The sequence below is a fragment of the Paenibacillus amylolyticus genome, assembly GCF_003719335.1.
Lineage (GTDB): Bacteria > Bacillota > Bacilli > Paenibacillales > Paenibacillaceae > Paenibacillus > Paenibacillus amylolyticus_D.
Genome location: NZ_RIAS01000014.1, coordinates 37,745 through 63,435, shown reverse-complemented (window position 1 = coordinate 63,435; position 25,691 = coordinate 37,745). Strand labels below are relative to the sequence as shown.

Genomic DNA, 25,691 nt, shown 5'->3' with positions numbered 1-25,691 from the left:
CCTCCCTCTACTCTGTCTTGAACAATGAATTAATAAGGATGGTACACACCAGACATTCCACGATAATAAAAACGGAAATGGCGCTGCCGTATCCGTACCGGAACGTGTCAAAAATGGTAGCGTACATCAGCGTGCTGGGCACCTCAGTACTGTAAAATGGCCCGCCACCTGTCAGCACATAGATCAGGTCAAACACTTTAAACGCCCCGATGACCGAAAATACAAGACATACCTTCAGAATCGGCTTCATCAGCGGAATCATGATAGACCACGCCACACGCATCCGGGAAGCACCGTCGATTCGTGCCGCCTCCAATACATCTTGGGACACGGATTTTGCCCCAGCATACATGAGCAACATATGGTATCCCATGTACTGCCAGAGCGTCGGAATGAAGGAAGCCGTCAGAGCCGTTTCCTTCTGACCCAGCCAATCCTGCGCCCAGCTGGACAAACCGATGTTTTGCAGCATCACGTTGAGCAGACCGTAATCGGCATTATAAATTTTCGACCATAACTGGGCAATAACGACCGTAGAGATCAATACAGGAATAAAATATACGGTTCGGTAAAAGCCTTCCCCTTTTATGTTAGAGGCCAGAATCAACGCCAGCACCAGTGAGATTGGCAACTGAATGAACACAGATGCACCTGCGAACAGCAGGGAGTTTTTGATCGAATTGATCACTCGGGTATCCTTGAACATCTCCACATAGTTGTCCAGGCCGATAAACGCCCCTTTCCCTACGCCATTCCAATCGAGCAGACTGTAATAACTGGAGACAAAGATCGGAATCAGCACAATGCCGCAGAATAGAATCATTGTAGGTAATACAAAAACGGCAATCGTACCTTTATTGGAAAATACAGAGTTCATGACTCTTCTCCTCTCAAAGGCGTGACCGGAAACTCCCGGATCACGCCTCGTTTGGGCATTATTTTTGATTAATATATAAGTTGAACTAAAGATTTTACACATTCCACTCCGATGACAGAATAACCTTACAATCGCTGTTATCCCCAGATTTTTTCTGACCTCTCCGTTCAAGTGTAAATGAATAGTTCAATTTATATAGAAGGTGGCAGAGAGAGCTAGTTTACAAGTGTATATGAACGCGCACGTAGCATAAGCCTATACTTGCTTGCCTGTTTAACCTATAGACTTAGCTCTGTTGGTTTCAGCTGCGCCATCTGTTTGCAAAACTCCTCTGGCGTTACATCACCGGCCAGCAGCTGTGCGACCAGATTTTTGTGTGCTTCCGCAGACTCGGCTGGCAGAATGTTATCCCACCAGGCGATAAACGAGGTGGCCGTTTTCATAATGTCCGCCGCGGACAGATCGAGTGAAGACAAGCTGGAGGTGTCGAGTGAATCGGTTTTCCAGCTTGGCAGTCCCGCTCCCGCCAGGAAACCTTGTGTGCCGAGCTGCTCGCTCAGATACATGAGGAATTCCGTAGCTTCCTTCGGATGTTTGGTCGTCTGGCTGATGTAGAAACCGTCGACTGCTCCGCCGAAGATTTCAGTGCTGGTGCCTTTGCCATCCTCAAATACCGGGAACGGAATCACCTTCACTTTGCCTTTGACTGCCGAGGAAGACGGGTCTTCAATGCCTGCATTCACCCAGTTGGCTTGGAACATCATCGCTCCTTTGCCCGCATTAAACGCCCCAAGCATCTCGTCATAACTCATACTGAACATACTGCTGTTGAATGCTCCGGCTTGTGCCAGCTGCTGCATCTTGGTAGCCGCCGCGACAAAGTCCGGTGAATCCCACTTGGACGGATCTTTGAACGCCTCGATCACCGCCGCATTCCCCGCTTGGCGCATCGCAATCATGTCATACCAGTACATGCCCGGCCAGCGGTCTTTCTCACCAATCACAGCCGGGGTAATTCCTGCCGCTTTGAGTTTGGTGACAGCATCCAGCAGCTCGTTATATGTAGTCGGGATTTTGGCACCCGCCTGCTCGAACAGTTCTGTATTCACGTAAAGGTTGGCAATGTGTGTGTACACAGGCAGCGTGTAGATTTTGCCATCCATATTGATCGCTTCTGCCATCCCGGGACCCATACGTTCCTTGATATCGTCCGTCAGATAACTTGTAATCTCCAGTACGTTACCGGATTTAATATATGGCTGCATGAAACTGCCCCCGCCCATTCCATAGAACAAGTCTGGTGACTCACCGGCTGCAATGGATGTTTTTACTTTCGTTTTATATTGTTCGCCTGTTGTGCCTGTACGTTCAACCTGGATGTCGGGATGCTCGCTGTTCCATTTCTCCACAATCTCAGGCAGCAGTTTGGCTGACGGGTCTGTTGTACCAACCGATTGATCCCACAGCGTCAGCTTGATCTTGCCATTGCTTTCCCCCTGTGCTCCGCCGGACGAATCGGATGAACATGCCGCCAGACTACCCGCAAGTCCCAGAGCCAGAAATAGGCTTAACGATTTCTTTAATAGCGCTTTCATCATATGACCTCCCTGATCTTTTTGTTGGTTCTATACATAGTAGAACTAAGGTATTTACACGTACACTCCGATGACAGAATAACCTTCCGATCGCTGTTATCCCCGGATTTTTTGATCCCCTTCTGAAAGGGTAAAATCCCGTGATAAAGGCGAAGTGTATGCTTTCGATGCAGCTTTCTTTCAGAAAGCTTTGGCTCCGCTTCTTCAGGTTTTTTCTGTCCTCTCCGTTTATGTGTAAAAAGTAATTCAACTATATATCCATATTTTAGTAGCAGTTCGAACTGTGCTCCATTTAGAAAACAGGCATCGACTTGTAATATTCGAACACAATTGAAAGCGCGACCATTTTGAGATATAGCGTTAATTTCGGACGTTCCGGTATTCGTTCATGGAGCGGCCGAACTGTTTTTTGAATAACACGCTGAAGTAATGCGGGTCCGGGATGCCTACCTGCTCCCCGATCTCATACCCTTTCAAATCAGTCTGCTTCAGCAATGATTCGGCCTTCTTCATACGAAGCTGCGTTAAATATTCGACAAACGTCTGCCCGGTTTCTTTTTTCATCAAACGCCCCAAGTGACCCGGACTTACGTAAAAAGCCGCGGCTGTACTCGACAGCCCCACCTCTGCATTCTTCATCTGCTCTTCCAGGTACGCCTTGACCTGATCGATTAAATTGACTTCTTTCGCTTGTCGTTTGGCTTTAATCACACCCGATATGGCCCGGACATGTTGCTCCAGCATCGCTCTCAAGTCCGGTAAATGCTCTGCCATCAGCATCATGGCAACAGCTTCCTGGTTAAATACCTGTTCACCCTCAAGCTGCTGCTCCATGGCGGCACGTTGGCATTCGGTAATTACATCCATAGCCGCCATGCGGAACTGAGCTGTATTGGAGAATGGGGCAGCAAGGATCTGTTTAAGTAACGACACAGCCTCCTCTTCCGCACCAACGCTAATGCAGAATTGCAGCTGCTCTAGAAGCCCTTTATCCGAGCGATACGGCTGACTGCGTTTATCGCTTTCGATCACGAGATCCTCGAAGCAGATGACCTGGTTTTTCCCCACAAACGTCTGGTAATCCAGAGCACGACATGCTTCACGGTAAGCAATACAGACACTCTCCCACCCAGAGTACAGCTGTCCAATCCCGATCGTTACGTCTGCCTCGGAACCGTCAACTTTAAGCAGACATCGCAGTTCTCCCAGAAGCTGCTCGGCCTGCTCGGTTAGCTTGGCATCAGGGTCGGTCGCAAGGATGACAATACGATTGTGTGTGTCCATGACAATTATTTTGTATAAATCCTGCTGGTAGTAGGCCTGTACGTGCTTCAAACTATCCATACGCATCAGGATCTGAGCTTCCTCTGTAGAAGTCTCCGCTTGTGAAGATAACGCGGCCTGTACCTCGATGATGGCTAGTCGAGACTGCGGGTTGTCCGCAGCGATTGGAATGCGGTAGAAACGCAACTGTTCCCGCACCTCTTCCTCATGTAAAATCCCCTGCAACCACTGATTCACAAAACGTTCCTTGAGGTACGGCAGACTGCGCTTCATCTCCTCTCGTAGCTTGCTCAGCTCATATTCCCTTCCTCTCTCCTGCTCGATAGCCGCTCGCAGCTTGGTGGTAACCTGTAATAATTCAGTAGCTCGAATGGGTTTCAAAATAAAATCGGATATGCCCAGCTTCACACTCTGACGTGCATATTCAAATTCATCATGTCCCGTCACCACCACAATTTTGATGTTCGGGTAACGCTTCAAGATGAGACCGCTCAGCTCAATGCCATCCATCTTGGGCATATAAATATCCGTAAATACAATATCCGGATGTAGCAACTCAACCTGCTCTAAGGCTTCTGCCGCATCGCAGGCTTCGCCAACGATTTGCATGCCTTGTTCCTGCCAATCGATGCGCATACGTAGTAGATTTCGGATGAGATACTCGTCATCCACGAGGAGTACTTTTAACGGTTCCATGATCCAACGTCTCCCTTCGGGATCGTAATGGTTATGCTGGTTCCTTTTCCAGGCACACTCTCAAGATTCAACACATCTTCACGATCATAAAATATACGCAGCCGCTCCATCGTTCCCCACAGACCAAAGCTTGCATTCACATTGGAGTTAGACTCTGACTGATCATGCACAGGCCTTAAGAATTTGTGCTTTTCTGTGCGCTGGATCTGCTGCATTTGATCCTCGGACATACCCGCTCCATCGTCCGTAAGTGTTAGAGTAACGCTGTCTCCCGTTTGCTGCGCCTGAATACGTATAATACCTGAGCTGCCTTTGGCGCGAATACCATGATAGAGTGAATTTTCCACCAGGGGTTGGAGTACGAGTTTTGGAATTAGCACCTGCTCACAGTCCGGATCGATATCGTACCGTACCTCAAATACACCCGGATAACGCACCTGCTGGATGGTCAGATAATGACGTACAATCTCAACCTCTTCGCGTAGTGTGATGACCTCATTGCCTTTGCTCACACTCAGCCGATAATAACTTCCGAGTGCCTCCAGCATCTCGCACACTTTATCGTTCATACCCGACATCGCCAGAGAAGTAATCGAGTCGAGTGTGTTGTATAGAAAATGCGGTTTGATCTGTGCTTGGAGCGTGTTCAACTCCGCTCGGCGGATCGTCTGCTGCTCCTGAATAATGCGACTCAGCATCTGCTCGATCTGCTCAATCATCTGGTTGTAGCCACTGTACAGCTGTTCAAATTCGTAACTGTTCAGCTCCACTTTAACTTTGCGGAAGTTGCCACTGGGTGCTTTTTGCATGGATCGGAGTAACTTATGAATCGGCTTAATGACGCTACGAGAGATAATAAAAGAACTGATAAAAAAGACAGACCCATTCACCGCCAGCAGCATGAAAGCAAGCAGAACCAGAGATGTGTTGCGGGTATCTGTTGCACGATATGGACTCATGCTGATGTATTTCCACTGATCTTCACCTGCCGAGCGGTAGGTCACCGCGTAATCCTGTCCTCCGGAATGTAGAGTCAGAACGCCTGAAGGCTGCTCCTGAAATGCCTGCTTTAACTTTGCTTGATTAGCCTCTAAAATCTCTTGCATACTTGCCTGCTTCTGAGCTGTGAATGAGGATGCATCAGATGAAATCGCCTCTTCTGATTCCGTAGTTGTTGGAGTTGCTCTATGTGCGGTAGACTTTGATGAGGCTGTGTATGCCAGGGATGTTGAAGAAGTAGTAGAACCTGCATTCTTTACAGCACTTTTCATGGTGTTTGTTGCCGTATTTGTAGTGGCATTCGATGCGATAATCTGCTGATGCTCGTCCAGAATGGCTACCTGAAATGAATCAGATGCCGGTAGATTAGCATAAGCCTGCGCAATGGATTTCTCTTTGATGTTCATGACCAGAAAGCCGAGTGGAGAGGTATCATCCAGGTCGCGCATTAGACGAATAAAAGAGACCACCTTCTCTTTCTCTTTTTCATTTTCTTTTTCATTTTCTTTATCATTTTCTTTATCATTTTCTTTATCTTTTTCTTCTCCCTGTTCTGTTTCGTTCTCAGTCTCCATTTCTAAACTTCTTCCGTTGGCCGGGGGCCTGCCGACATTTTGACTATGGGTTATATCGTTGGTATTTTTGCTGTCCATGTTGCTAGTGTTTTCGTTTTCATGAATTTCTCTATTGAGTTGCTCATAGCCTTGATCTTTGTTAATCATGTTTTGGATTGTTTCTTTGTTAGCAGAATCATGATGAGGAGAATTTTGAAGTTTATTTTCTTTTACATCTGCCCGTGTGTATACAGTGTTGTTAATGTTCTCTGCCACCGCTCCGACTCCGGCTTGCTTTTCGTTGCTGTCACCGCCATTCAGCCTGAGCAGGTATCGCCCTTTGTAATTCAGAGCTTGCTCATACCACGGTGCATCCTTTACATTCGCTTCGAGAAAAGCTGGCCATTGCTGTGTGCCCACCGAAAAACGGTGTCCCGAGTTGTCATAAATGTAGACTGAATCGATTATTGGAACCGCTTGCATAAGGTTGGTCAAATACGAACTAACCTTGGATTGCATCTGCAAATTAGAATATACATTGCCTTGCCTTAGCAGGTTCTGCAGGTTCGGATCGGAGAAAATCATTTTCGAATAATTGTTCACATTCTCGATCATCAGATTGACATTCGTCTGGATCGACGTAATCGTCTGCAGAGACGCTTCGTTGATCTTCTGTTGCGCGTCATTCTCCGAAATACGGTTGAGCACCAGCGCACTAAACGCCACCGTTAGCAGAATAATAACAAAGTACGCAAAGGGGATTTTAAAAGCGAGTGTCTTGGGCTTGCGCAGCATAAACTCTCTTAGACGTAACATCAGATTTAACTTCCTGCTCAATACAGGACCCTCCATTCTTCTCAGATTTCCGGGAGAGTGTGTACGCTCCCACGGTTCGCATACAATTGTATATTATATGCCTGCATCTGGAAGAGCCTCAACACCTTTTATCGCTTTGTGCTGGTTTGTATGGTAGAGAGGTTGGGCGTTAGGTCGAAAAATGCTGAACCCAAAATGAACGTGACTTACTCGGCATAAAAAAACGACCTCCACTGTAAGACGTGAAGATCGCCCATATTGAATACGTAGTTGAGATTATAGCGAAAACTCTGTAACGCTCTTTTTGGAGGCAAATTTCAGCGTGTAGCCACCTTCTGTGCCGTAAGGCATGGTTGCAATGAGGATGCGGGTGTAATCCAGCCGACTCTCTCGAATTACTTTTTTGACCAATGCAATACCCCGCTCTTCATCCGTCACCACACAGAAGATGTTCATCACATATTTTTTCGGATCAGCCACGCTGCTTCCTATGTCGAATCCATCCACTTCCCCCAGTTCATGCTGGGTTAGAGCAGTTTCAAGATACTCCATAACCTTTTCCTTCAACCACTGATCACGTTTGTTGCCATTGGCACTCTTTAGCGGATATTGTACGACAAGCCAGTGTTTTTCACTCATTTGGGGTTAACTCCTTTATGTAGTATTTTTGTTCACCAGTTTTATCGAATTCGAGATAGAATGGATTGACCTCTTGGACTGAAGAAGAGTAGCCTACACCTTTTTTATTAGATTAGGAGAAGGGATTTAATTAAGGATATCGGCCCCAATATGGACAACACTATAGGTAATTTACTTTTTTGTACTAATTGAACTAAATAAAACACCAATGAACCTGCTATAAAAATGAAAAATAGGGGCCAGTATGCTATAGATGCCAAACCTCCTAATAGGATATATAACAAGAAACAAAATATATAGTTTGTCTGTTTTCTATACTTAACAAGAATTGAGTATAAGATGATCCCCAATATACAACTAACATAAACGTATAAAGCGATACTCCCAGTTGAGATGTGAGATACTCTTTGTAGATTGGGACCGTTAATAGATAAATCAGAATACTTATGAATAATGAACTGCCTGCACCTTTAAAATATCGTATAAGCATAATAGGGCTCCTTTCTTTATATTTTAATGTACTTCGCCAATCTACAGAAAAACCATCAATCAGACACTGATTGATGGTTTTTTGACTCTAATGGAGGTGATGGGAACCGCACCCCTGTCCGAAGATAACGACACATAAGCTTCTACGGGTGTAGTCACAATTTTGATGTCACCCAAGTATCAGTAATCCTTAAGAACAGGATTAGCCCATGCGGGTATGGACTCAACACAATAGATCAAATTACCCTGTCTGATTTCCGCAACAATTAAAGGCTCGTATGTATTATCAATAATGATTACCTGATCTGCAATGGCCAGAGCCGGTATAAGGTTCTTCAATGACTGACCATATCGATAACGAATGTCTTCTTCTGCAATCCAATGTCCACCTTGCTCAACCCGAGATGCAACTCGATCTATATGCATTTGAACATCCTCAAGGCCGATATAGTAAACAACAATTTCGTAACTGTTTTCTTTTGCAATTTTCATATGTTTTAAAACAAATGATCCGGACAATGTCGTTTCAATAGCGAAGTTTACACCACTTTTAATGAGAGATCGGATCCTTTTTACAGCTTCCCTACCAGCAGATAGGTCAGCACTGCGCGGATTCTCTGGCTTCAACTCTCTTGCAATTTGATCCGGGTCAACCAGTTCACCGAGCCACTCTCTCATTTGCATGCTAAGTGTACTTTTCCCTGCTCCGTTGGTACCCGCAAACACAATCATAACTGGTCTGGCTTCACTCATGATATTCAAACTCCTGGCGGTTCCCGGTAGCATCAAATATAATTTCGAATTTATTGCCTTCAGCATCCTCACGGACGCGTTTGTTGTTCTTTATATAATAAATAGAGGCACCTGATTCTTTAGCTTGTTTCCGCGCATGTTGATTGGCTTTTTTTAAGATTTCTTGGAGCTGTTCTCGAGTTTCAAACATCTTGAATCCCCCAATCTAAATTTATGCTTATTATATCATAAACAGAAAAACCACCAACCAGAACGCTGGTTGATGGCTTTTGACTTGACTCTAATGGAGGCGAGGGGAGTCGAACCCCTGTCCGAAGATAACGACACATAAGCTTCTACGGGTGTAGTCACAGTTTTGATGTCACCCGAGTATCGCCCCGTAACCGGCTATACGTTGGGTCAGCCTGATTGTCTTCTTCAGCACACCCCAGGCGGAGATGTGACAGCGTATCCCACTACTTGTTAGCCCCTAGTCCTGTCACATGGGCGATGCAGGGTAGAAGCACGCACACAGTTTCTTAGGCTGCGAAAGCGTAGTTTGTTTGTTGTTTGCCGTTTAATAGGCTTTAGCGTTGATAAAGCGGACGCGTCCCCACTACCCGCTACCCATGCTCGAACTATCCCCGTCGAATCCATAAACGCCCCCTCATATAAGAAGGGCTCCAGGATTAATCCGTGAATACGGAGCAAAGGTGCTACACATCTAATCCCTCCAAGGTGAAAAGATGTTTCTTACATACTCGGCATTCCTGTCTGCTACATGAATAATCATATCACAGCCCGAATCACCGATATAGTGCAGATTGCTGGAAAGCAATCCATTGTATTGAGCATAGATGAAAGGTTATCCAAACTAGCCAGCTAACCATGCCATCAGGCTCAATCGTCTACATATTATACCGCGTGACTCATCGGAAGTAAAGTTTGCTCAGGCTACAACCGTTGGTTTAATTAATTTACCCACCGCTTTACAAACTTACGCAACCTACACAATAAAAAAGCCTCACACTCACCCGAACTCAGGCAAACTGCGAGGACTCTTTAATGTATTACACCATCGACCAGCTAATCTGTAGGCTTTACATCCCTACACCATTGTGAAGCGACGCGAATTAACGTTGACGAAACGTAGCTCTCTCTTAACGCGCAACCTTCTGCTTCTCGCGCAGTGCACGCTGGATATCACGTTGTGCATCCCGCTTCGCGGCAGTGTCACGTTTGTCATACTGCTTCTTACCTTTACCCAAGCCAAGTAACAGCTTCGCATAGCCATTACGGATATAGATCTTCAGCGGCACAATACTGTATCCATCTTGCTTGGACAGTCCAAGTAGCTTATGAATCTGCACCTTATGCATTAACAATTTACGTGTACGTGTAGGATCGAGCGGATTATACCGATTGCCTTGTTCAAAAGGACTAATATGCATATTGTGAATATGAATCTCACCGTTACGAATCGTTGCAAATGAGTCTCCAATGTTCGCACGACCATTACGGATAGACTTGATTTCCGTGCCGGTCAGCACCATGCCCGCTTCATACGTATCTTCAATGAAGTAGTCATGGGAAGCCTTTTTGTTCTGTGCAAGCACTTTATTCTGCCCATCATTCTTGCCCATGTCCTCACTCCTTCTTCGTAAAATAAACCCGTACCATGCTGTACCAGCATAGCATCCATGTTGCACTAATAAACCTGTGCCAGACCTTAATTGTAGCAAGGAAGGCTGTTAAAATCAAGAAAGAGGCGGCCTACGGCGCCCCTTCTGGCTTCTCACTTACTTCTTTTTCTTCCGAACAAAAGCGGCTGTACTGTTTCCAGCTCCGCCTTTGTTTTTCTTACGTTTACGGCGAGGTGCTCCGCCTTCTTGCGCGCCACCCGGTGTAGCATTTTCCCCGATAAAGATACCGCTAGGTGAGGTGTTCTTACGCTTTCCTCCGCCTTTGCCACCTTTACCGTTGCCGCCCTTACCGGATTTGAAGCTTCCTTCGCCACGGCCACTGCCATTTAGACTACTTCCTTGGCTACGATCACCTGATGCACTATCCTGACCCGCTGGGGATGAGTTATACCCGCCTTTGCCTGAGCCAAACCCAAAGCTCACGGCACCTTTACCACGACTGCTTGAAACACCTGCACCTGTACCTGCATCACTCGCACGACGTTCACCTTTCGGTCTGCCGCTGCCTTTACCAGCAAACCCACCCGCTGATGAGCCTGCATTTGCTCCGGCATTTGCCGCTCCGCCACGCCCACCGCGAGCACCTTTACCACTCTCTTCTGCCGGTCGGCCGCCGCGGTCACGTTTACCGCCTGCACCAGTACCGCCGCCTTTGCCGCCACGGCTTCCACCGAAGCCACCTTTGGCTACTCCTCGGCCGCCACTACCAGGACGACCACCTTTACCACCGCGAGCACCACGATCGAAACCGCCGTCCCGTTCCCGGCGAGGTTTCATATCGACCATCTCAAAATCAATCGTGTACTCTTCCATACTCACACGTGCTACACGAATTTTCACTTCGTCACCAATACGGAATACTTTGGATGTTCGTTCACCAATCAAAGCCATATGTTGATCATCAAAATGGTAATAGTCATCTGTCAGCGCGCTAAGTCGAATTAGACCTTCTACCGTGTTCTCCAGCTCAATAAACATACCGAAGCTGGTCACGCTGCTGATGATGCCTTCGAACTCTTCGCCGACCTTGTCGAGCATGTACTCCGCCTTTTTCATTTTCTCCGTATCACGCTCTGCTTCCACTGCCACACGCTCGCGTTCCGAGGACTGCTGGGCGATATCGGACATCCGACTTGCCAGATACTCTTGGCGATTCTCCGGTAATGCACCATTATTCTCGATCACTTCACGAATGACCCGGTGAATGACCAGATCGGGATAACGGCGGATCGGGGATGTAAAGTGACTATAGAACTCTGCAGCCAGACCAAAGTGGCCAGACATTTCCGAGTCATACTTCGCTTGTTTCATCGAACGCAGCATCATTGTGCTGATGACCGTCTGCTCTTTCGTACCGTTAATATCCTCCAGCAGTGATTGAAGCGCCCTTGGATGAATGGAATTGCCACGTCCTTTGACCTGGTGTCCGAAATTCGCCGCAAAAGCGAGGAAATTTTGCAGTTTTTCCTGATCCGGGTCTTCATGCACACGATAGATGAACGGCACTTTAAGCCAATGGAAATGCTCTGCTACTGTCTCATTGGCTGCAAGCATGAACTCTTCAATGATTTGTTCCGCAATGGAACGCTCCCGTTTCACAATATCCACCGGTTTACAGTTCTCATCGACAATAATTTTGGACTCTTCAAAATCAAAATCAACCGCTCCGCGGCGCATACGCATGGCACGCAGTTTCAACGCAATCTCTTTCATCAGGTGGAAATCATCCACCAAGTCTTTATAACGTTCAAGCAGCTCCGGCTCTTCGCCTTCCAGGATTTTGCGTACGTTAGTATAAGTCATACGTTCCTTCGTTTTGATAACACTCGTGAAAATGTCATGTTTAATAACCTTCATCTGGTCGTTAAACTCCATCTCACAAGACAACGTCAGACGATCCACCTGTGGGTGCAAACTACAAATTCCGTTCGACAGACGTTGTGGCAGCATCGGAATTACCCGGTCCACGAGATACACGCTACATCCACGGTTATATGCTTCCTGATCCAGTTTGGAATTCTCACGCACATAGTAACCCACATCGGCAATATGCACGCCCAGACGGTAGTTGCCGTTCGGCAGTTTTTCCACGTTAACCGCATCATCCAGGTCTTTCGCATCCTCACCATCAATCGTAACGATGTTCAGACCACGCAAGTCGCGGCGTCCCTGCTCAATAATCTCTTCATCCGTAATGGAATCCGGCGCTTTCTCCGCTTCTTGCATCACTTCATCCGGGAATGCTTCAGGCAGCTGATGCTTGCGAATGACGGATAAAATATCAATGCCCGGCTCATCCTTGTGACCCAAAATCTCGATAATCTCACCCTCAGCCGCTGCACGGCCTTCTGGATAACTGACAATCTTGGCAACAACCTTCTGTCCATCTACAGCACCAGCAAAATTCGTACGCGGGATAAAAATATCACGATTAATCCGTTTATCATCCGGAATGACAAATCCATACACTTCGTGGCTCTGGAAAACACCCACAACTTGTGTGATCGCACGCGTCACAATCCGTACAATCTCACCCTCCAGGCGACCGCCGGAAGGGCCTTGGGAAGTCACTTTTACAAGCACAATATCGCCATTCATTGCACTTTTCATATCATTGGCATGGATGTATACGTCCGGGTGCTCACGGTCTTCTGGAATCAGAAAAGCAAACCCCTTCGCATGCGCTTGCAGGCGCCCACGTACCAGATTCATACGTTCTGGCATACCGTAGCGATTGTTACTGGTCAGCAAAATTTGGCCGGATTCCTCCAGCGTATTCAGCATAATCAAAAAGGCTCGGAAATCAGCAGCATCTTCAATCTGAAAGTGCTGTTCCAACTCCTGATAAGTCATCGGTTTATAAGCGGTCTCCCGCATGAAGTCAAGCAATTGTTGTTCAGTTATCATTAGTTTTCACCTCGGGAAACGTAAGAGTATAGTCTGATCTCTTCTCTTTATGTATCGGAATTCGTACCGTATACGTACAGATGCCATATAGTAAAATGCGGATGATTACCTCGCCCTTACTATCTCATACCCTAGTATACACGAATTCAATCCAGCCCATCCGTAGCTACCCAAAAAAGCCCCTTGGTCTCTAAACGCTGCCAGTTAGCCGTTTGAGTATGCTCTCTCAAACAGTTTATGCAGTATGTGATATGCCTGATCTGATTTATATTAGCATTTAGAAAATAAGTTGCACCACAGATCTGATCTATACGTTAGAATATCAATCACAGGAATTTATATATCTCGCCATGGCATACCTGCCTGAAATGGGTCTCTAAAACAGTAAGGGGGAATCGAACAGAAGTTACAAGCAAAATGCAGTGTCCATCGATTTCAAGAAGGATTTGGTGGCTATATAGCAATATAATTGGCAAACTTTGGAGAAATAAATTTCTATTAAAAAACCTCCGTTTCTGCACGAAACGAAGGTTTATCCGTTAAGCCATTGGCTTCAGCTATTCGATTTGACTCGACGGTTTAAATCCAAGTTACTTGGAAACCACCGTAACAACAATAGCCAAGATCATAAATCCTGCACCCAGTACGACTGTTGCACGTTGCAAGAAAAGATCCAATCCGCGCGCTTTCGTTTTACCGAAAAGATGTTCCGCACCACCGGAGATGGCACCCGCCAAACCAGCGCTTTTCCCGTGCTGCAGCAATACTACAGTGATTAGACCGATCGAGAAAACAACGAGCAGCAATTTCAAAGCAATATCCATTCTTTCCACCTCCTACCCATGTGGGCATAACATCTCACCATAAAAACAGTTACTTTAATTGTAGCACAGCTATGGTTGTACTACAAGTAGTACATGGCAAGCAATTTCTATTCATAAACCGCCATCTTACAATCTTTGAATGGCTTGCCCAATCAGAGTTATCCACGTAATAAGTCCGATCTACTCCTTCAACTACTTCTCTTATCTGTTGCACCATCCATCACCAAAAAAAGACAAGCCGGTTACCCGGCTTGCCCGAAAAGCTGTGTACACAGCTTATTTTTTGAGGTTGTAGAACCCTTTAAGACCATTGTATTGAGCAAGCTCATCCAATTGATCTTCGATGCGAAGCAACTGGTTGTATTTTGCGATACGGTCTGTACGGGAAGGAGCACCCGTTTTGATTTGGCCTGCGTTTGTTGCAACAGCGATGTCAGCGATTGTGCTGTCTTCGGACTCACCGGAACGGTGGGAGATTACAGCTGTGTATCCTGCACGTTTAGCCATTTCGATTGCATCGAATGTTTCAGTCAGTGTACCGATTTGGTTCACTTTGATCAGGATCGAGTTACCGATACCTTGCTCGATACCTCTAGCAAGACGCTCAGTGTTCGTTACGAACAAGTCGTCACCAACGAGTTGTACTTTGTCACCCAATTTTTCAGTGAGCAATTTCCAACCATCCCAGTCATCTTCGGACATACCGTCTTCAATCGTGATGATTGGGTACTTCTCAACCCATGAAGCCAGAAGGTCAACATACTCAGCGGAAGTGTAAGATTTACCTTCACCAGCCAAAGTGTATTTACCATCTTTGTAGAACTCAGTGGAAGCAACGTCCATACCCAGGAATACGTCAACACCTGGTTTGTAACCTGCTTTTTCGATTGCTTCGATGATTGTAGTGATTGCTTCCTCGTTAGAACCCAGGTTTGGTGCGAAACCACCTTCGTCACCTACAGCTGTGTTCAAACCTTTGGAGCTCAGTACGGATTTCAGGTTGTGGAAGATTTCTGCGCCTACGCGAAGAGCTTCTTTGAAGCTTGGTGCGCCAACTGGCAATACCATGAACTCTTGTACGTCGATGTTGTTGTCCGCGTGCTCACCACCGTTGATGATGTTCATCATTGGTACTGGCAATGCTTTCGCGTTGAATCCGCCCAGGTAAACATACAGTGGCAATTCCAGAGCATCAGCAGCTGCGCGAGCTACAGCCATGGATACTGCCAGGATTGCGTTTGCGCCCAATTTACCTTTGTTTGGCGTACCATCCAAAGCGATCATCAATTTGTCGATACCCAGTTGATCCAAAGCATCCATACCGATGACTTCTGGAGCAATGATTTCATTTACGTTTTTAACAGCTTGCAGAACGCCTTTGCCGAGGTAACGGGATTTGTCACCATCGCGAAGCTCAACTGCTTCGTGGGCACCAGTGGATGCACCAGATGGAACAATTGCGCGTCCGATTGCGCCGGACTCCAGGTATACTTCAACTTCAACTGTAGGGTTACCGCGGGAGTCGAGGACTTCGCGAGCGTACACGTCAGAAATAATAGTCATGAGTGATAATCTCCTTTAATTTTGAATTTATTAAAAATTAGGACCACTTGTGTTTCCCCTTATCCACTACGTCAGCAGAATCGTCTTCCGATCGCTGTTATCCCCGGATTCCTTTGAACTTATTCTCATAAGTTGGAATCCTAGTGATAAAGGCGAACGCTCACGCTTCTTCAGACCATTTCTGCTGCCTCCGTTCAGGGGCAAACGCCAAACTTCCCAATTTCATATATGTTGGCTGTGCAACTTACTTACGGGTAGCAATAACGGATGTTCCCGTCATTTCTGCCGGTTTTGGCAATTGCATCAGGTCAAGAATAGTTGGCGCGATATCCGCCAAAATTCCGCCTTCACGCAACGTTACATTTGGATCAGTCACGATAAATGGAACCGGGTTCGTTGTGTGAGCTGTGAACGGACGTCCTTGCTCATCAAACACCATATCCGCGTTACCGTGATCCGCAGTGATCAGCACCACGCCGCCTTTGGCAAGTACCGCGTCTACAACGCGACCCATGCACTCGTCCGTCACTTCAACCGCTTTGATCGTTGGCTCCAGCATACCGGAGTGACCAACCATGTCAGGGTTCGCAAAGTTCAGGATAATCGCATCGTGTTTATCCGCTTCAATCTCACGGACTGCTGCATCTGCTACTTCATAAGCGCTCATCTCTGGCTGCAGGTCATACGTTGCAACTTTAGGTGAGTTGATCAGCACGCGAGTTTCGCCCGGAAGCTCTACATCACGACCACCGCTGAAGAAGAAGGTTACGTGCGGGTATTTCTCTGTTTCAGCAATACGCAGTTGTTTTTTGTTGTTCTGTACCAGCACTTCACCCAGCGTATTATCGAGGTTCTTCGGCTCGTAAGCCACGTAACCTTCAACCGTTTCGCTGAACAACGTCAGGCACACAAAGTGCAAGCCCACTGGGAACTTCGGTCCCCGATCAAAACCGCGGAAATCGGAGTTTGTGAATACTTGCGACAACTGGATTGCACGGTCAGGACGGAAGTTCAGGAAGATAACGGAATCGCCGCTCTCTACCAGACCTACCGGCTCACCATTTGCTTGAACGATAACCGTTGGTTCAACGAATTCGTCGAAAACGGATTTCTCATACGATTCTTCAACCGCTTTGAGTGGATCAGTGTATTTCGGTCCATCACCATAAACGATAGCGCGGTAGGATTTCTCCACACGCTCCCAACGTTTGTCACGGTCCATAGCATAGTAGCGGCCTTGAACCGTTGCAATTTTACCTACACCCACTTCATCAATCTTAGCGATCAGCTTCTGCATGAAGTCTTTACCGCTGTCCGGCATAACGTCACGGCCATCCAGGAAGGCATGAATATATACTTCGTTCATTTCTTCTTTTTTAGCCAGATCCAGCATAGCGAACAAGTGGTCAATGTGACTATGTACGCCACCATCGGACAACAAGCCGTAGAGATGAAGCTTTTTACCGTTCTGTTTCGCTTCGCGCACCGCTTTGACAAGTGTTTCATTGTCGTAGAACTCGCCGTCACGAATCGATTTGGAGATACGGGTCAAATCCTGATATACGATCCGGCCGGCACCAATGTTCAAGTGACCTACCTCGGAGTTCCCCATTTGGCCTTCCGGCAAACCTACAGCCTCACCGCATGCAGTCAAAGTTGTGTGTGGGAACTGGCTCATAAAACGGTCATAGTTCGGTTTTTTGGCTTGTGCTACCGCATTGCCTTCCACCGTGTTACGCAGACCGAAGCCATCCATAATGATCAGTGCTACAGGTTTTGGAGCTGTCATCTTACTTCGCCCCCTCAACAAGCGCGATGAACGAAGCCGGTTGCAAGCTGGCACCGCCAACAAGTGCACCGTCGATGTCGCTTTGTCCGAGGTATTCTGTTACGTTTTCCGGTTTCACGCTGCCGCCGTATTGGATACGAACTGCATCTGCAACCTGCTCGTTGTACAGATCCTTCACCAATGTACGGATGTAAGCAATAACTTCATTCGCATCTTGGGATGTAGAGGATTTACCTGTACCAATCGCCCAGATTGGCTCATAAGCGATAACCACTTGAGCTGCTTGCTCAGCAGTCAGACCAGCCAGAGCTGCTTCAGTTTGTACTTTGCATACGTCTTTTGTTTGGTTTGCTTCGCGCTCTTCAAGCGTTTCACCAAGGCAGAAGATTGGAGTCAATCCATGACGGAATGCTGCATGCAATTTTTTATTGACAGTCTCATCGGTTTCCGCAAAGTACTGACGGCGCTCCGAGTGACCGATAATCACGTAATCAACACCCAGTTCTTTCAGCATAACACCACTGATTTCACCAGTGAATGCACCGTTGTCTTCGAAGTGAAGATTTTGTGCACCGATTTTGATGTTAGTGCCTTTCACAGCTTCTACCAGGGATGGCAGGTTTGTAAAAGGTGCGCAGATTACTGTTTCTACGCCTGCGACTTCCGCTTTTCCTTTAACTTCCTGAATGAAGTCATTGGATTCGGAAACCGTTTTGAACATTTTCCAGTTACCCGCGATAATTGGTGTTCTCATTGGTTTCAACTCCTTCATGCTATAGCTTAAAGCTTACTTGTCGTTCAATGCAACTACGCCTGGAAGCACTTTGCCTTCCATGAACTCGAGCGATGCACCGCCACCTGTGGAGATGTGGTCCATTTTGTCAGCCAATTTGAACTTCTCAGCTGCTGCTGCAGAGTCACCACCACCGATTACGGTGTATGCAGATGTTGTAGCGCAAGCTTCTGCTACTGCACGAGTACCGTGGGAGAATGGCTCGATTTCGAATACGCCCATTGGTCCGTTCCATACAACCAGTTTGGAGTTTTTAACAACGTCAGCGTAGATCTCACGTGTTTTAGGACCGATGTCGATACCTTCCCAATCTGCTGGAATGTCGCCAACTTCAACGATTTTTGTGTTTGCGTTCGCACTGAAATCGTCAGAGATTACGATATCCACCGGCAGGTAGAAGTTTTTGCCCAGTTTTTTCGCTTTTTCAATAAAGCCAAGTGCTACATCCAATTTGGACTCATCCAGCAAGGATTGACCTACTTCGTGGCCTTGAGCCTTCATGAATGTGTAAGACAAACCACCACCGATGATTACGTTGTCTGCAATGTTGAGCAGGTTGTCGATCACATCGATTTTGTCTTTTACTTTGGAACCACCGATGATTGCTGTGAAAGGACGCTCAGGGTTGGAGATTGCTTTACCCAACACTTCAAGCTCTTTTTCCATCAACAAACCGGACACTGCTGGAAGCAAGTGAGCGATACCTTCTGTAGAAGCATGTGCTCTGTGAGCCGCACCAAACGCATCGTTAACGAATACGTCAGCCAGTTCAGCAAATTGTTTTGCCAGTTCCGGATCGTTTTTCTCTTCGCCCGCGTGGAAACGAACGTTCTCAAGCAACAATACGTCGCCATCGTTCATTGCCGCGATTTGAGCTTTAACCGCTTCACCAACGGAATCATCCGCTTTAGTAACCGGTTTGCCCAGCAATTCAGACAAACGCTCAGCAGCTGGCGTCAAACGCATGGATTCTACAACTTCACCTTTTGGACGTCCCATGTGGCTCGCCAAGATTACTTTTGCACCTTTTTCGATCAGGAAGTTAATCGTAGGCAATGTTGCACGAATACGTTTGTCATCTGTAATTTTACCATCTTCGAGCGGCACATTGAAATCTACACGGACGAATACCCGTTTTCCATTCAATTCGATATCACGTACACTTTTTTTGTTCATCTCTATTTCCTCCGCACCCATGTATTTGGTGAACCTTTCAAGAGCTAAATCCCTTGTCAGTCCTGGTGTTCATGAGAAATTAACTAAATATCCATATATAAAGAGCGGAAACAATAACAATCTGTTTCCGCTCTATGTTATTACAGATATTACTTGATCATTTTTGCAAAGTGCTCCAATGTGCGAACCAATTGAGCTGTATAGGACATTTCGTTGTCATACCAAGCTACAGTTTTAACCAGTTGTTGGTCGCCAACAGTCAGAACTTTAGTTTGAGTTGCATCAAACAGGGAGCCGAAAGTGATTCCTTGGATATCGGAAGATACGATTTCGTCTTCAGTGTATCCGAAAGTTTGTGGATCGGAAGCTTCTTTCATAACTGCGTTAACTTCTTCAGCAGTAACTTTTTTGCCCAGAACAGTTACAAGCTCAGTCAGGGAACCAGTAGCTACTGGTACACGTTGAGCTGCACCATCCAATTTGCCTTGCAGTTCAGGGATAACCAGACCGATTGCTTTAGCAGCACCAGTTGTGTTAGGGATGATGTTTTCAGCTGCTGCGCGAGCACGACGGAAGTCACCTTTAGGGTGTGGAGCATCCAATGTGTTTTGGTCGCCAGTGTAAGCGTGAATTGTAGTCATCAAACCTTGAACGATTCCGAATTTGTCTTGCAGTGTTTTTGCCATAGGTGCCAGGCAGTTTGTTGTGCAAGATGCGCCGGAGATTACAGTTTCAGTACCGTCGAGAATTTCATGGTTTACGTTGTAAACGATGGTTTTCATGTCGCCAGTAGCTGGTGCGGAGATAACAACTTTCTTAGCTCCACCTTTCAAGTGTTTCTCAGCTGCTTCTTTCGTTGTGAAGAAACCAGTACATTCCAGAACGATGTCTACACCCAGGTCTCCCCAAGGCAGTTCTTCAGGGTTACGGTTAGCAAGTACTTTAACTTCTTTGCCGTTTACTTTGAAGAAACCATCATGTACTTCAACATCGCCATCGAAGCGACCTTGAGTTGTATCATATTTGAGCAAATGAGCCAGCATTTTAGCGTCAGTCAAGTCGTTGATTGCTACAACTTCAATGCCCTCTACATTTTGAATACGGCGGAATGCCAAACGACCGATACGTCCAAAACCGTTAATACCTACTTTAATCATGAGTAAGTTCCTCCCAAGTTTTGATTAGTTTTTTATGAAGCTATATATTCAAGACAGACCGTGAAGTCCGTCAAGACAACAAGAGTTGTGTTGAAAAATAAACCTTAGCGTTGAAAAATTTTACTCCATGTCCGCGACGATGACTTCGGCCGCAGCCTCATCAATAATCAGAATATCCTCCTGCCCGAACCGCAGTACGGAATGGATGGCCGCTGCTTTGCTCTTACCACCTGCAATACCGATAACTACATCCGTGCGTTCAATATCCTGAAGTCGCATACCCAGTGTAAGCATGGTATGTACCACCTCACCCTGACCATTGAAGTAATACCCGAAGGACTCTGATACCGCTCCCTGCTCCTGAAGTTCATCGATGATCTCCGGTGCAAGCTTGCGTCTCTTCGCCATCTCCACAGCATCACCAATGCCATGAATGACGATGCGTGATTGCCTGATCAGCTGTAAAATCTCTTGAACACCCGGGTCCTGGATCAGCGATTCATAGGCATGGTCACTAAGCAAATCCGGTACATGCAGGAGTTTGTATTGAGCCCCTGTCCGTTTTGCCATTGTAGATGCAATCGTATTCGCCTGAATTTCCAGGCTCTCTCCCAATCCGCCGCGTGCCGGTACAAACCAGACACCCTTCATCGAAGTTGGTGGTGTGAGTTGCTCTGCGACTTCGGCCGTTGTTGATCCGCCTGTTACAGCGACAACGTCGTTGTCATTCATGATACTGCTGAGAGCCTTCGCTCCAGCTCTTCCAAGTTCCCTTTTGGCGTAAGGAGATACATCCGAATCGCCGGGAACTACAACTACCTTTTGCAGACCGTAGGCTTGCTTGATTCGTTCTTCCAGCTCGGATAATCCAAACAGCTCTTTCGCGACAGGCTCTAACTGCTGCAGCAGATTGTAACCCGCCTCGCTGATCTTCATCCCTGCACTGTCAATTTCGATAAGTCCCTGAGCCTTTAACAGATCAGTCTCAGCTCTCAGAACCCGCTCGGTCATCTGCATGGAATTGGCTAACGTTCTCCGTCCAATCACATCCGATAACATGATCTGGTGCAGAATCGTATAGCGTTTCTTCAAGACATCCATGAGATCGGGCAGAAGCTGCTTTTGCACTTCCAAGATCGTTCGCATGCTTTCCACTCCCGCAAGCTTTATGTTCCAAGCTTTCTGCATGGCCTTAAAATGTCCCGGGTTAACTTTTTAAGTCCCACGTTCATTCTACCTAAAACTGACGCGAGATGCAAGTGTTTCGATTGCTTATTTCGACAGGTTTACGGGCGTTTGTACGCGCCTATTTTCACAACCTCTATACGTTAAGATACGAAGGTGAGGATCTCACACCATATATAGAAGAAATCCGCAAATAGTATCTATATCTTGCTGTGTTTCATTTTCAGATGGCATGTCCAAAACTTCTTATAGCATGTACTGAAATACAAGCTTTATCCATTCTTCATCATCATGATCATTTCCGAAGCAATTCAAACCACCTGCGGAAAGCTCGAATCATTCATGGAAGGCAACGTGAATCCATCAGCCCTAAGCCACACGGGTACCATGTTGTCCCAAAGTAACTGCTTGCAATTCACCAGTGCATAAGCTATAATCATTATTGCTGTCACATAATATGCGCCCGTGGTCCAATGGATATGACGTAGGCCTCCGAAGCCTGAGATCCAAGTTCGATTCTTGGCGGGCGCGCCATTTTATTTTTAACAGCTCATAATGCATTTAACCAACGAAACCGGAAAGGTTTCTTTTTTTTCAAACTTAGTTTGACTTTCTTTGACTTTTTGTTTGAGATTGTTTATGATGTGGTTAATACGGTAACAGTTTAAGTATAAACACCCATTTAACATTTACATTTCCGAGGAGGTTTTTCACGTGAGTTATATTCCAATGGTCGTTGAACAGAGCAACCGGGGTGAACGCGCCTATGATATTTATTCCAGATTGCTGAAGGATCGTATCATTTTCCTTGGCAGCGACGTGAATGACGTTGTCGCGAATGCCATCATGGCACAGATGTTGTTCCTGGCAGCGGAAGATCCGGAGAAAGACATTCACCTATACATCAACAGCCCAGGCGGATCTATCACAGCGGGTATGGCGATCTACGATACAATGCAATTCATCAAACCGGATGTATCTACCATCTGTGTAGGTATGGCGGCTTCTATGGGTGCATTCTTGCTGAATGCCGGCGCTAAAGGTAAACGTTTTGCGTTGCCGAACAGTGAGATCATGATTCACCAACCACTTGGTGGTGCACAAGGTCAAGCGTCGGACATCGAAATCCGCGCACGCCGCATTCTGAAAATGCGTGACACGCTGAACCGCATCATCTCCGAGCGCACAGGTCAACCCCTGGAGCGTATCGAAAAAGATACAGATCGTGACTACTTCATGAGTGCTGCTGAAGCAGCCGATTACGGTATCATCGATAAAGTAATCCAAAACGTAGGTTCCCAAGGCATCTAAGCTTTAGTTGCCTGGAGACAACGAGAATAAGCGCAGGGCAGGCATCACCTGAATATAGGTGAGCACGCCCTGCGCTTTTTATTTGCAAACAGGCAATATCACCACTGGGTAGTGGGGTGTATTGCCTGCATAAACCAGAAGCCCCCGTCATCTTTGCTTTGACGGAGGCTTCTGGTTTATTATTTTTCACGAATGAACGGTATAAGTGCTCTTGACTTTAATTTTGTTGATTTCATCTAGCTTAAGACAACTTACTTCTCAGAAGCTACGTTGCTGAATGGTGCACTACCTTTAGGCAAAATATCCTTGTATGCGAACTTGAATTCAGGGAAGCCCTCCGCATACGCTGTGTACTCATACAACTGGAAGAATACTACTGCACCTGCTCGCGTCACGTAGAAATCCTGATCTTTGTTCAGGCCTTTGTAGCCGCTCAGGTATCCCGTGTTCGCTTTCAGCTGCTCTCCAACCTTTTTGCTGATTGTTTCACGCATGGATTTGCTGTTTGCAAGCACATCATCCAATGTTAGCTCTTTACCTGTATCCAGTGCGAACGTGTGACCTGTACGGTAAGTCATACCGTGGGCACCTGCATAGTCCTCATAACGTTGAGTGATCAGACCCAGTACGCCGTTCTCATTGTAAGTCACTACATACGAAGCTTCGAACGCATAAGGGCGTTTTGCCGTTGCTCCACCGAATTCAGACGTTTGTTTTTTGAAAGCAGCAACAGCCGTGTCCACTTCATCTTTGAGCACTTTGTTAATCGCGGCTTCTGCCTCTTTGCTCGCTAGTCCGCTCACTTGAGGATACTGCACATCCACCTCAGCATTTTTAACGGTCACGTTCGCTTTTGTCGATTTCACCTGTACGTTATTTTGTTTTACTTTACTCAGGGTTAGTGTTTTGGTTTTAGCATCCCAGCTACCCTGTACACCCAAATAATCTCTCATTGCGGAGAACGGAATATACAAACGGCCCTGGATCAATTTGGCTTCCACCTGAGGATAAAAACCATTAATATACACGTTTGGCTGTCCATCCATCAAACTAACGGTCATCGCATTGCTCGCTGCTGTTACGGTATACGACTTCGTTTTTGCATCATATTTCAATGTACCGCCCGCTACATCCTTGACCGCTGTCAGCGACACCCATGTAGATCCACCTTGAAGCAGCCCTTTTTGCGTTAGCGTTTTACCGCCTGCTTTTAACGTGACTTCAGCCGGTGCAGTTACTTTGGAAGATACGGATGCAGCTTGAACCGATTGATCCATCCCCGCTGTGCTCCCCCCCATAATTACACCTGCTGCCAATAGTGCACTCGTCCACTTTTTCCATGTTTTCATCTATAAAACTCCTCTCTAAAATTCCATCAGGTTTATCGCGTATGTAAATATATATTAGATTTCATAGGGCCATACGCTTGCCTCTTTATTATAATTAACCCTTTTTCGGAAAGGTTTACAGCTCCAGTTACAATGTTGATGAAAATCGTACGATTTTAATCGCAGAAAATGAACGTTTTGTCACGAACAATGCTACAAAAACGACATGATTCGATTATCTCTTAGACAGGTAACACAACTATTTTCTGGCCCTTGCTTCCTCAAAGCCGGTTTGTGCAACAAAAAAACACTGCCTGATAAGACAGTGTTTTGTCATAATTTTAGATTCTTAATATTTAATCATTTTAGCTCACAATCAAGCAAGAATCCCTACTTCATTTCATATGTGATATTCAGAACGGTGCTCACTTTAACCTGACCAGCTTCGATCTGAGTACCTGCATCTGATTCACTCTTCGCTTGGGACATGAGCGACTCGGATGCATAGAACACAGGCACATTCGCATCTGGTTGACTTACCGAAAGAACCGTACCCAGCTGACGTTTAACCGCTTTAGCGATCGCTCCTGCTTTCACATCTGCATTAGCTACTGCCTTAGCAATCACATCAGATTCGTATTTCTCCGGATTCTCTACCGTAAAGCGTACATTTTCAATATTATTGGCTCCCGCCTGGGATGCGGCATCCAGCAGTTCACCAATCTTCTCCATATCACGATATGTTACTGTCAACGTGTGATGTGCTGTGTAACCTTTAATTTTCTGACCATCTTTTTCACTGTACGTGTAGTTTGGCTGCACGTAGAATTGACTGGTTTGAATATCATCTGCACTGATCTTCCATGTGTTTTTCAGCAGATTAGTAACCTTTTGAATCTTGGCTGCATTTGCCTTCTGAGCCGATGCCGCAGTATCAGCAGTACTGTTTACACCGATGGACAGATAGGCGATATCCGGCTTCACCTGAATCTCACCTTTACCTACGACATTGATTACATTTTGCTGTACGCCCTGAACTTCGGCAGCATAGGCATAGTTTCCTGGAGCAACATAAGCTGTTCCTCCGACCAGCAACGAACTTGCCACCAGCACTGCACCAAACGGTTTCATCCATTGTTTACCCATTACGAATAACCTCCTCATATGTTAACTTCTCAAACTTGAAGCGATTTGATACCTTAACAGACGGGACAAATTCCATAATGTTGCACTTGACGGCTCCGTTTATATGCAAATTTATATAAAATGCAAAA

At 46.3% G+C, this 25,691-nt stretch carries 19 protein-coding genes, 1 tRNA gene and 1 other RNA gene; 2 read left to right on the top strand and 19 right to left on the bottom strand.

What is annotated here, in order from left to right:
• Positions 1-7 precede the first annotated feature (7 nt).
• The 17 genes from EC604_RS21990 to EC604_RS21905 all read right to left on the bottom strand — a co-directional run bounded on the left by EC604_RS21990 (position 8) and on the right by EC604_RS21905 (position 21,739).
• Positions 8-877: a carbohydrate ABC transporter permease gene (locus EC604_RS21990; RefSeq protein WP_123066187.1), complete on the bottom strand. Its 870-nt coding sequence runs from the start codon at positions 875-877 to the stop codon at positions 8-10.
• Between the two features lie 278 nt (positions 878-1,155).
• The gene (locus tag EC604_RS21985) at positions 1,156-2,472 is read right to left on the bottom strand and encodes an extracellular solute-binding protein (protein WP_123066186.1); all 1,317 of its coding nucleotides are present in this window, start codon (positions 2,470-2,472) and stop codon (positions 1,156-1,158) included.
• Between the two features lie 360 nt (positions 2,473-2,832).
• Positions 2,833-4,452: a response regulator transcription factor gene (locus tag EC604_RS21980; RefSeq protein WP_123066185.1), complete on the bottom strand. Its 1,620-nt coding sequence runs from the start codon at positions 4,450-4,452 to the stop codon at positions 2,833-2,835.
• On the bottom strand, positions 4,440-6,821 hold the full coding sequence (locus EC604_RS30615; protein WP_240037112.1) for a cache domain-containing sensor histidine kinase: 2,382 nt from the start codon (positions 6,819-6,821) through the stop codon (positions 4,440-4,442). Before EC604_RS30615 ends, EC604_RS21980 begins: the two co-directional genes overlap by 13 nt.
• 276 nt (positions 6,822-7,097) lie before the next feature.
• On the bottom strand, positions 7,098-7,460 hold the full coding sequence (locus EC604_RS21965) for a hypothetical protein (RefSeq protein ID WP_123066184.1): 363 nt from the start codon (positions 7,458-7,460) through the stop codon (positions 7,098-7,100).
• 669 nt (positions 7,461-8,129) lie between these two features.
• Complete coding sequence (locus EC604_RS21960) at positions 8,130-8,702, bottom strand: zeta toxin family protein (protein ID WP_123066183.1); 573 nt, start codon at positions 8,700-8,702, stop codon at positions 8,130-8,132.
• Entirely contained in the window at positions 8,695-8,892 is a 198-nt protein-coding gene (locus EC604_RS21955; RefSeq protein ID WP_123066182.1) for a hypothetical protein, read from the bottom strand. Before EC604_RS21955 ends, EC604_RS21960 begins: the two co-directional genes overlap by 8 nt.
• A gap of 91 nt (positions 8,893-8,983) precedes the next feature.
• Positions 8,984-9,348: a transfer-messenger RNA gene (gene ssrA / locus EC604_RS21950) on the bottom strand.
• A 493-nt stretch (positions 9,349-9,841) separates the two neighbouring features.
• Positions 9,842-10,324 carry an SsrA-binding protein SmpB gene (gene smpB / locus EC604_RS21945; RefSeq protein WP_123066181.1) on the bottom strand — a complete coding sequence of 161 codons (483 nt, stop codon included), beginning with the start codon at positions 10,322-10,324 and terminating at the stop codon, positions 9,842-9,844.
• A gap of 156 nt (positions 10,325-10,480) precedes the next feature.
• Entirely contained in the window at positions 10,481-13,291 is a 2,811-nt protein-coding gene (rnr, locus tag EC604_RS21940; protein ID WP_123066180.1) for a ribonuclease R, read from the bottom strand.
• Positions 13,292-13,881: 590 nt separating this feature from the next.
• Complete coding sequence (secG, locus tag EC604_RS21935) at positions 13,882-14,115, bottom strand: preprotein translocase subunit SecG (protein WP_123066179.1); 234 nt, start codon at positions 14,113-14,115, stop codon at positions 13,882-13,884.
• Positions 14,116-14,391: 276 nt separating this feature from the next.
• The gene (gene eno / locus EC604_RS21930; RefSeq protein ID WP_123066178.1) at positions 14,392-15,678 is read right to left on the bottom strand and encodes a phosphopyruvate hydratase; all 1,287 of its coding nucleotides are present in this window, start codon (positions 15,676-15,678) and stop codon (positions 14,392-14,394) included.
• A 244-nt stretch (positions 15,679-15,922) separates the two neighbouring features.
• Positions 15,923-17,467: a 2,3-bisphosphoglycerate-independent phosphoglycerate mutase gene (gene gpmI, locus EC604_RS21925; protein ID WP_123066177.1), complete on the bottom strand. Its 1,545-nt coding sequence runs from the start codon at positions 17,465-17,467 to the stop codon at positions 15,923-15,925.
• A 1-nt stretch (position 17,468) separates the two neighbouring features.
• A complete protein-coding gene (gene tpiA / locus EC604_RS21920) occupies positions 17,469-18,221 on the bottom strand; it encodes a triose-phosphate isomerase (protein ID WP_123066176.1) in 753 nt (250 codons plus the stop codon).
• 33 nt (positions 18,222-18,254) lie between these two features.
• Entirely contained in the window at positions 18,255-19,436 is a 1,182-nt protein-coding gene (locus EC604_RS21915) for a phosphoglycerate kinase (RefSeq protein ID WP_123066175.1), read from the bottom strand.
• A gap of 149 nt (positions 19,437-19,585) precedes the next feature.
• Positions 19,586-20,593: a type I glyceraldehyde-3-phosphate dehydrogenase gene (gene gap, locus EC604_RS21910; RefSeq protein ID WP_056695277.1), complete on the bottom strand. Its 1,008-nt coding sequence runs from the start codon at positions 20,591-20,593 to the stop codon at positions 19,586-19,588.
• 120 nt (positions 20,594-20,713) lie between these two features.
• A complete protein-coding gene (locus tag EC604_RS21905) occupies positions 20,714-21,739 on the bottom strand; it encodes a sugar-binding transcriptional regulator (protein WP_123066174.1) in 1,026 nt (341 codons plus the stop codon).
• 498 nt (positions 21,740-22,237) lie between these two features.
• Between EC604_RS21905 and EC604_RS21900 the strand changes: the two genes are divergently transcribed.
• Positions 22,238-22,312, top strand: a tRNA-Arg gene (locus EC604_RS21900).
• 180 nt (positions 22,313-22,492) lie between these two features.
• Entirely contained in the window at positions 22,493-23,089 is a 597-nt protein-coding gene (gene clpP, locus EC604_RS21895; protein WP_090924795.1) for an ATP-dependent Clp endopeptidase proteolytic subunit ClpP, read from the top strand.
• Between the two features lie 251 nt (positions 23,090-23,340).
• Here the strand turns inward: clpP and EC604_RS21890 are convergent, their stop codons facing one another.
• Both EC604_RS21890 and EC604_RS21885 read right to left on the bottom strand, forming a co-directional pair.
• The gene (locus tag EC604_RS21890; protein ID WP_123066173.1) at positions 23,341-24,438 is read right to left on the bottom strand and encodes a stalk domain-containing protein; all 1,098 of its coding nucleotides are present in this window, start codon (positions 24,436-24,438) and stop codon (positions 23,341-23,343) included.
• A 369-nt stretch (positions 24,439-24,807) separates the two neighbouring features.
• The gene (locus EC604_RS21885) at positions 24,808-25,563 is read right to left on the bottom strand and encodes an SIMPL domain-containing protein (RefSeq protein ID WP_123066172.1); all 756 of its coding nucleotides are present in this window, start codon (positions 25,561-25,563) and stop codon (positions 24,808-24,810) included.
• Positions 25,564-25,691 lie beyond the last annotated feature (128 nt).